The organism is Pseudomonas sp. NFACC16-2, assembly GCF_900119205.1.
Lineage (GTDB): Bacteria > Pseudomonadota > Gammaproteobacteria > Pseudomonadales > Pseudomonadaceae > Aquipseudomonas > Aquipseudomonas fluorescens_Q.
Window position 1 is genome coordinate 60,429 of the sequence record NZ_FPIX01000032.1, and the last position, 8,258, is coordinate 68,686.

Sequence of the window (8,258 nt, forward strand, 5' to 3'; positions counted from 1 at the left end):
CAGGTAATACCGAACCAGGTCCTTGTGGCGAGGGAGCTTGCTCCCGCTCGGTTGCGCAGCAACCGTAAAAGCTGGGGGCCGCTACGCAGCCCAGCGGGAGCAAGCTCCCTCGCCACAACAGTGGTGGGCGAACTGGCATCGGGAAACCACGAGTTTATCCACCGCCCCGGCCCAGCGATAACGGCATTCCGGCCAAACAATGGCGTTTTCTCACCTTGTTAACGAACGATTTCCCACGGCTGTTGCCAACCAGACTGGCGCAATGCACCCAGGGTTTCCCACGAAATCAATCACATCGCGCTGACCGCCGGTTTTACAGATGCCGTCTAAGCTCTGAAGGTCGGTTTTGCCTTGGTTCACGGAGGATTACATATGCTGTTGTTGTGGATACTGGTCCTGGTCGTCGGGATCGCCTGGCTGGCGCATCGGCGCACCGACCCGCTGCCCGCGCTGGGTATCGTCGCGGTCTATCTGCTGGCCATGGGCATTTTCAGCCATGCGCCCGGCTGGCTGCTGCTGATCCTCTGGGTGGCACTCGCAGCCGTTGCGGCCCCGCTGCTGCTACCGGACCTGCGCCGCCGGTACTTTAGTGCGCCGATGTTCGACTGGTTCCAGAAAACCCTGCCGCCCATGTCCGAGACCGAGCGCGACGCCATCGACGCCGGCACGGTGTGGTGGGACGGCGAACTGTTCAGCGGCCGCCCGGACTGGGACTTGCTGCTGGCCTACCCCAAGGTGCAACTCACCGAGGAGGAGCAGGCGTTCCTCGACGGCCCCACCGAAGCCCTCTGCGCAATGGTCAGCGACTGGCAGATCGGCCAGGCCATGGACCTGCCGCCTGAAGCCTGGGCCCATATCAAGGAGCACGGGTTCTTCGCGTTGATCATTCCCAAGGAATACGGCGGCAAGGGGTTCTCCGCCTATGCCCACTCCCAGGTGGCAATGAAACTGGCCACGCGCAGCGGCGACCTGGCCTCCACCGTGATGGTCCCTAATTCCCTCGGCCCGGCGGAACTGCTCCTGCACTACGGCACTGATGAGCAACGCGACCATTACCTGCCGCGACTGGCCCGTGGCGACGACATTCCCTGCTTCGCCCTGACCGGACCGCTGGCCGGCTCCGACGCCGGGGCGATGCCCGACACCGGCGTCATCTGCAAGGGTGAATGGGCAGGCCAGGAAACATTGGGCCTGCGCCTGAACTGGGAAAAGCGCTACATCACCCTCGGTCCGGTAGCCACCCTCCTGGGCCTGGCCTTCAAGGCGTATGACCCCGACCACCTGCTGGGTGAGCAAGAAGACCTGGGCATCAGCCTCGCCTTGATTCCCACCGACACCCCTGGCGTGCATATCGGCCGCCGTCACCTGCCCCTTGGCGCCGCGTTCATGAACGGGCCGAACTGGGGCAAGGACGTGTTCATCCCGCTGGACTTCCTCATCGGCGGCCAGGCCATGCTCGGCAAGGGCTGGATGATGCTGATGAACTGCCTGTCGGTCGGACGCTCGATTTCCCTGCCCGCGGTGGGCACCGGCGCTGCGAAGTTCACCAGCCTGGTAACGGGCCAGTACGCCCAGGTGCGCGAGCAATTCAACGTACCGTTGTCGGCGTTCGAAGGTATCCAGGAAGCCATGGCGCGCATCGGTGGCAACGCCTGGATGATGGATGCCGCACGCATGCTGACCGCCAACGCCGTGGACCTGGGGGAAAAGCCTTCGGTGCTGTCGGCCATTCTCAAGTACCACCTGACCGAACGCGGCCGCGAGTGCATCAGCCACGCCATGGACGTGCATGGCGGCAAGGGCATCATCATGGGCCCGAACAATTACCTGGGTCGCAGTTGGCAAGGTGCGCCGATCTTCATCACGGTCGAAGGCGCGAACATCCTGTCGCGCAACCTGATGATCTTTGGCCAGGGCGCCATTCGCTGCCATCCGTTCGTGCTCAAGGAAATGGCCCTGGCAAGCCGTGAAGACAAGGACCAGGCGCTGGTCGAGTTCGACGCCTTATTGCTCAAGCACATTGGTTTTGCCGTGAGTAACGCCGCCAGCACCCTGGTGCTCAACCTCGGCCTGGGGCATTTCGAGAAGGCCCCCGGCAATGCCTTGAGCCAGGGTTATTTTCGCGCCCTCAACCGGCAGGCGGCGGCGTTCGCCCTGCTGGCGGACCTGAGCATGATGCTGCTGGGGGGTGAACTCAAACGCCGGGAACGCTTGTCGGCCCGCCTGGGCGACGTCTTGAGCAACCTGTACCTGGCGTCCGCAGCGCTCAAGCGCTATCACGACCTGGACTCGCCGGACCACATGACACCGCTGTTCACCTGGGCCATGGAGGAAAGCCTGGGCCAGTCGGAGCGTGCGCTGGATGAACTGCTGAGCAACTTCCCGAACCGGGTGCTGGGTTGCCTGTTGCGCCTGGTGGTGTTCCCCTTCGGTCGGCGTCACAAGGGCCCGAGCGACAGGCTCGACGCCGAGGTGGCGGCGGTCATCGGCCGGCCCAAGGGTGATCCGACCCTCGAAGAGTTGCTGCAGGGCTGCTATCGCCCGCAATCGATCGACGACCCGGTGGGTGCCCTGCAACACGCCGCCGACCTGCTGGCCGCCGCTCATCCGCTGCACAAGAAACTGCACGTCGCGCTCAAGCAGGGTCAGCTCAACCCAGCGCCGGGCGAACCCCTCATCGACGCAGCCCTGGAAGCGGGTGTGCTGCAAGCCGGTGAAGCGCAGACCTTGCGCGCGGCCGAGGCGGCGCGGCGCAAGGTCATCGACGTGGATGATTTCGACAAGGAGCAATTGACACTCGCCGAAGCCAAAGTGCGCTGAGCGGACAGCGTTTCAACCCCGGTGCCAAGGGGTTGTACCGTCGTGGCGAGGGAGCTTGCTTCAACCGCAAAAGCCGGGAGCCGCTACGCAGCCCAGCGGGAGCAAGCTCCCTCGCCACGAAGGCTGACTCTCATCAGCCCGATCCGCCCAAGCGTATGAAACTGCGCGCAGGCCCTTTATACTCCTGCGCCCGTTTTGCTCTTGAGGACTTATCTCGTGTCCAATGTCGTTGCCGATCACCTTGTCTTGCTTGACCACTTGCGCAGCATCCTGGTCGCCGTGGGTGAGGCCGAACAGGTGCCCGAAGAAAGCCACGCCCTGTTTCTGGAGCGCTTCGACGAGTTGCGCGCGCAACTGCCCGTCGACCCGATCGAAAGCCAGTACCTGGGCCAGGACCTCCTGTGCCAAGTGATCGTCCGTTATCCACAAATCGCCCACCTGGTGCCTCGCGACCTGCTCTGGTACTTCGCCGGCGACTGCCTGCACTACATGCCCGACGAAGAAATCGCCCTGTACCAGGCCCTGGAGGAGCGTCGTTTCGAAGCCGAGCAAAACGACGAGCCTTTCGACTGGAACCAGGAAAAGCAATTGCTGGCGATGTCGGACCAGGACAGCAAGCACTGATTGCGATCCGTCATGCAAAGGCCCGCACGGTTAACCCTGCGGGCCTTTTTTATAGTATCGACCAGGCGGTCGCCATCGCGAGCAGGCTCGCGATGGGGCCGGTCAAAACAACCCATCACTCTCAGGCAACTCATAACGTGTCGCGACCTGGCTGGAACCACTCCCGCCGCCCACCGTGCTCAAGGTCGGTTCCTTCTCCAGACACGCCACCAGATAATCAATGAACACCCGCAGCTTGGGCGGCAGGTAGCGGGTCGGTGAATGCAGCAACCACAAGCCACCGTGGTAGGAAGCCAGGAACGTCCAGTCGGCCAATACCTGTACGATCAAGCCTTGCTCCAAGGCATGACGGGCGGTGAAGTACGGCAGGCTGCCAATGCCGATGTGCTGCAAGACGGCCCCCAATCGCACGCCCGTGTGATTGGCCGCGTAGCGTCCGCGCACGCTGACGGTAACGGACTTGCTGCCTTTCTTGAATTTCCAGCGCGCATCGTTCGGGGTTGCCCCCAGGTAAATACAGCTGTGCTCCAACAGGTCATGAGGATGCGTGGGCGTACCGTGTTCAGCCAGGTACTGCGGCGTGGCGCAGAGCAGGTGATCGATGGTCAGCAACTGACGCCCCACCAGCCCGGCCGGAGGTTGATCGGTAATCCGGATGGCCAGGTCGACATGATCGTCGATCAGGTCAACCTGCCGATCCTCCAGGAACAGCTCCACATCGACCTTCGGATAACGACGCAAGAATTCGGGCATGTGCGGATGAATCACGAAACGCCCCACCGCCTTGGGTACGCTGATGCGGATGCGACCTTCAGCCTCCTGGGTGAACTGCCCGCTGATTTCCATCACCGACCGAGCGGCGGCCACCATTTCCTGGCAGCGCTTGAACACCTCTTCCCCACCATCGCTCAAACGCAACTTGCGGGTGGTGCGTTGCAACAAACGGGTCGCCAGGGCTTTCTCCAAGCGAGAAATACTGCGGCTGATGGCCGACGGTGATGAACCTGACTGGCGGGCCGCCTCGGAGAAACTGCCGGTCTCCACGACCTTGACGAAGATGGCCATTTCGGCCAGCAACGGCAACGGTAGATTTGTGCTCATCGCGCAACAGTCCTTTGAAATTTGAACGGATTATCACCCTTTTACGCCCTACCTATAATCCCCTCACAATTTCTGGTGTGGATATGGCACATGACGCTTCGCCTCTTTTTCCATAGCGATGACCTCAAGGCCAACGTGGAAGTCCTGGATTGCAGCCCCCGGGAACATGAGTTTGCCGTGGTGCTGCACGCCACGCTGTTCCATCCCCAGGGTGGCGGGCAGCCCTGCGACACCGGATGGATCGGCGAAAGCCAGGTGCTACGCGTGGTCCAGGAAGGGCCACAGATCGTCCATTACGTCGATAGTCCGGTGGCCTTGGGCACCGCTGCGATCCGCGTGGATGCGCAGCGTCGACAGTTGAATGCGCGCCTGCACTCGGCTGGGCATCTGATCGGCCATTTCGCCGAGACCCGTGGCTGGACGCCGATCAAGGCCCATCACTGGCCCGGTGAAAGCCGCGTACAGTTCCAGCCAGGGGAAAATCCTCAGGAACTGGACCTCTCGATGATCCAGCAAGGCATCGACAAATGGATTGCCGACGACCTGCCGCGCCTGATCACGTTACGCGAAGGCCTGCGCGAAGTCGGTTTCGGTGAACTGCCCGCCTACGGTTGCGGCGGCACTCACGTGCAGCACCTGCAGGAACTGGGAACAGTCACCATCGCCTCGCTTTCGCAAAAGAAAGGCATACTGTCAGTGCATTACCACGTGGCCTGATATCCGCCAGCCCCTGCGACCAGCAATGGCTCGCAGGTCTCCCCTCCCCCGTCAGATCTGGCTCCTGCAAATCCCCTCACAACACAAAAAGACAGATTATTGACGCACTCTTGCGTGAGCTTTTCCCTTCCGTCACTTTTTAGTCATTTTTTTTATTTAAGGCGTGGCGCTTTGCCATGCTTGAACTACCGTCAAACAGAAGCGAGGACAGGGTCGGCAAAACGCTCCTGAAGCGACCTGATCGACACCGTCGTTGCCTTCGAAAATCCCGGAGCGCCCGGGTACCGAAAAGTCGTTTGCAAGCAGCCTGTCGTTCAGTCAGGCCGGTGAAATGCGCCCGTTTGCTGGTAAGCGACGAGGCCTGAAACCGGAATCAATGAACGGTCAGCTTAGATGGAAAGGGGTAGCCCGGGCCTCTTAAGTGATCCGAGGCAAATAGACAAGCCTAGGGATGGTCTCTTCATCGAGGATCACTTCATGACCCATCGTACTGCTCCCGTTCTAAAACATTTCCTTCATGGCCTGTTCTGGATGGGTCTTGGCTTGGATGCGGCCCAGGCCGCAGCGGCAAATTGTTCGCAGCTGGACAATTTGCCGGCAACCTTCGAGGTCGGCCAAGGGCTCCAGAGCGAACTGCGCATCCTCGCCCCCGTGACGAAGTTGGCAGTCGGCGACCCGAAAATTGCCGATGTGCAGCCCAGTGGCAGCGATGCCTTTATTCTCACGGGCCTGGCGCCTGGCGCCACCAGCCTGATGGTCTGGACCGACTGTTCGAAGATACCGCGCCAGAGCATGGTCTTTGTCAAAGGCCGGGCCACCGAGGCGCTGACCGGCGCTGCGAGCATACCGTCCGAAGATCCGATGCTGCTCGCCCAGGTGCAGACCGACATTCGCTTCGTTGAAGTCAGCCGGACCAAACTCAAGGAAGCCTCGACGTCGATTTTCGGTAGCCGTGGCAACTTCCTGTTCGGCTCGCCGAGAACCTTGCCCACTGTCGGCGGAATTGTCCGGCCTTCATTGCCGGTCAATAACGACATGTTCAACCTGTCCTTTGCCACCGGTAAGACCCTGTTGATGATCAACGCACTGGAAGGCAGCGGTTTCGCCTATACCCTGGCGCGGCCGAGCCTGGTGGCCCTCAGCGGGCAAAGTGCGAGCTTCCTGGCCGGCGGCGAAGTGCCGATCCCGGTGCCCAGTGCCGGTAGCGACAACGTGTCCATCGAGTACAAGGAATTCGGCATTCGCCTGACCCTGACCCCCACCGTCATCGGCCAGAATCGCATCGCACTGAAGGTGGCTCCGGAGGTCAGTGAGCTGGACTTCACCAACGCGGTGAACATCGCCGGGACCCTGGTGCCAGCACTCACGGTACGTCGTACCGACACCAGCATCGCCTTGGCCGATGGCGAAAGCTTCGTCATCAGCGGCCTGATCAGCACCCGCAACAGCTCACAGGTGAACAAGTTTCCAGGGCTGGGCGATGTGCCGATTCTCGGCGCGTTCTTTCGCGACAACTCCATCAACCGCGAAGAGCGCGAGCTGCTGATGATCGTCACGCCGCACCTGGTCCAACCGTTGGCCGCCGACGCGCAACTGCCAACATTGCCGGGCGAACAACTGCGCAATTACGACCCGAACTTCTACCGCATGTACTTCCTCGAACATGGCGAGTTCGACAACCGCAGCGGGCTTTCCCAATGAGCCGGCGCCCGATGTGCGAAGCACCTATTGTCCAACGGCTTGCCAAGGGGCATTCAATGAAAGCAGTGATCGCAATAGCGGCGACCTTGATGCTCGCCGGTTGTGCCAGCAACAGCGTAGTGGCTTCACGCTCGACCCAGTGCGCCAAGCCCGGAGCCGACCAGGAACTGGCCTTGAACATGGCCGAAGACATGGCCAACGAAGGTCGTTTGTACGCCAGCCTGGCGAACCTCGAACGCTTGCCCGAGGACTTGGTCCAGGTCCGCCTGCGCAAGGCTCGGGTGCTGCGCCTGATGGGCCGCAACGAGGCCGAACCGCTGTACAAAAGCCTGCTCGGGACATGCCTGGCCGCAGACGGTGAACATGGCCTTGGTCAATTGGCAGCCGCCAAAAATGACAATGCAGCCGCTACGCAATACCTTGAACGCGCCGCGAAAATGGCCCCGACCGAAGGCAAGATCCGCAACGACCTGGGGGTCGTCTACCTCAACCAAAGACGCATTTCAGAAGCCCGCTTCGAGTTCATGACCGCGATGGAGCTCCAGCAGTCAGACACGCTGGCTGCGCTCAACATGGTGACCTTGCTGATCTACCAGGACAACTGGAAGCAGGCCGCCGAGCTCGCGAACATGGCCAAGCTGAGCCCCCAGCAAGTGGCAGATGCCCAAGCCCGTGCGGAAAAAATCAGGGGTTCGGCCACTAACGCAGTGACGTCACCCGCCAACCGCCTGACCGAGGTTGTCGATGCCTCAACCGGCGCGGTCAAGTAGAGCGTTACGAGGAGTCCAAGAAATGATGACCAAACAATTGATGATCGCATGCATGGTGACCCTTTCCAGCAGCGCCTGGGCCATTGACCCAGGCCCCTCTTCGCCCGCACAGCAAGGCACCGAGAGCTGGATGCAACTGCAGATTCGCGGTGTGGTGGCCTCCACCAACCTGCAAACCGCCTCGGCCGCCGAACGCGAGATGGCCATGCAGCGTTGGCTCAACAGCTTCAACTACCCGATCCCGGAATTCTTTGACCAGGACTCGGGAGGCGAGATCACCAGTAGCAAATGAAACACGCTGGACAAACGAAAAGATCGCAGCCTTTGGCGGTACCTGTCTCCGAATCAGGACGGGAACTGTCGAAGGCTGCGATCTTTTGATTTGAACGTATCAATTGTCGCTCGTGGCGAGGGAGTGGCCGCCGCGTCTTCGACGCTGCGCTGTCGCGTAGGGAACTGGAGCCACGCCCACGACATCGGGTCTTTGATCGTTCCCATGCTCTGGTGGGTATGCATCCCCTGACG

The 8,258-nt window shown here is 61.2% G+C and carries 8 protein-coding genes; 6 read left to right on the forward strand and 2 right to left on the reverse strand.

Annotated features, from left to right (window positions below; genetic code table 11):
* Positions 1 to 372: 372 nt before the first annotated feature.
* Both BT116_RS22335 and BT116_RS22340 read left to right on the forward strand, forming a co-directional pair.
* Positions 373 to 2,820: an acyl-CoA dehydrogenase gene (locus BT116_RS22335; RefSeq protein WP_072347159.1), complete on the forward strand. Its 2,448-nt coding sequence runs from the start codon at positions 373 to 375 to the stop codon at positions 2,818 to 2,820.
* Positions 2,821 to 3,036: 216 nt separating this feature from the next.
* On the forward strand, positions 3,037 to 3,444 hold the full coding sequence (locus tag BT116_RS22340) for a PA2817 family protein (RefSeq protein WP_003204309.1): 408 nt from the start codon (positions 3,037 to 3,039) through the stop codon (positions 3,442 to 3,444).
* A 102-nt stretch (positions 3,445 to 3,546) separates the two neighbouring features.
* Here the strand turns inward: BT116_RS22340 and BT116_RS22345 are convergent, their stop codons facing one another.
* Positions 3,547 to 4,545 (reverse strand): LysR family transcriptional regulator, encoded by a 999-nt coding sequence (locus BT116_RS22345; protein WP_072347160.1) that lies wholly within the window; start codon positions 4,543 to 4,545, stop codon positions 3,547 to 3,549.
* Between the two features lie 90 nt (positions 4,546 to 4,635).
* On the opposite strand from BT116_RS22345, the gene BT116_RS22350 reads away from it, so the two are divergent.
* The 4 genes from BT116_RS22350 (at position 4,636) to BT116_RS22365 (ending at position 8,025) form a co-directional block, all read left to right on the forward strand.
* Entirely contained in the window at positions 4,636 to 5,262 is a 627-nt protein-coding gene (locus BT116_RS22350) for an alanyl-tRNA editing protein (RefSeq protein WP_072347161.1), read from the forward strand.
* 477 nt (positions 5,263 to 5,739) lie between these two features.
* Positions 5,740 to 6,963 (forward strand): type II and III secretion system protein family protein, encoded by a 1,224-nt coding sequence (locus BT116_RS22355; RefSeq protein WP_072347162.1) that lies wholly within the window; start codon positions 5,740 to 5,742, stop codon positions 6,961 to 6,963.
* Positions 6,964 to 7,019: 56 nt separating this feature from the next.
* Complete coding sequence (locus BT116_RS22360; RefSeq protein WP_072347163.1) at positions 7,020 to 7,733, forward strand: tetratricopeptide repeat protein; 714 nt, start codon at positions 7,020 to 7,022, stop codon at positions 7,731 to 7,733.
* 22 nt (positions 7,734 to 7,755) lie between these two features.
* On the forward strand, positions 7,756 to 8,025 hold the full coding sequence (locus tag BT116_RS22365; protein ID WP_072347164.1) for a DUF3613 domain-containing protein: 270 nt from the start codon (positions 7,756 to 7,758) through the stop codon (positions 8,023 to 8,025).
* A 53-nt stretch (positions 8,026 to 8,078) separates the two neighbouring features.
* Here the strand turns inward: BT116_RS22365 and BT116_RS31250 are convergent.
* Positions 8,079 to 8,258: hypothetical protein (locus BT116_RS31250; RefSeq protein WP_218189681.1), on the reverse strand; the 180-nt coding region annotated here is incomplete at its 5' end.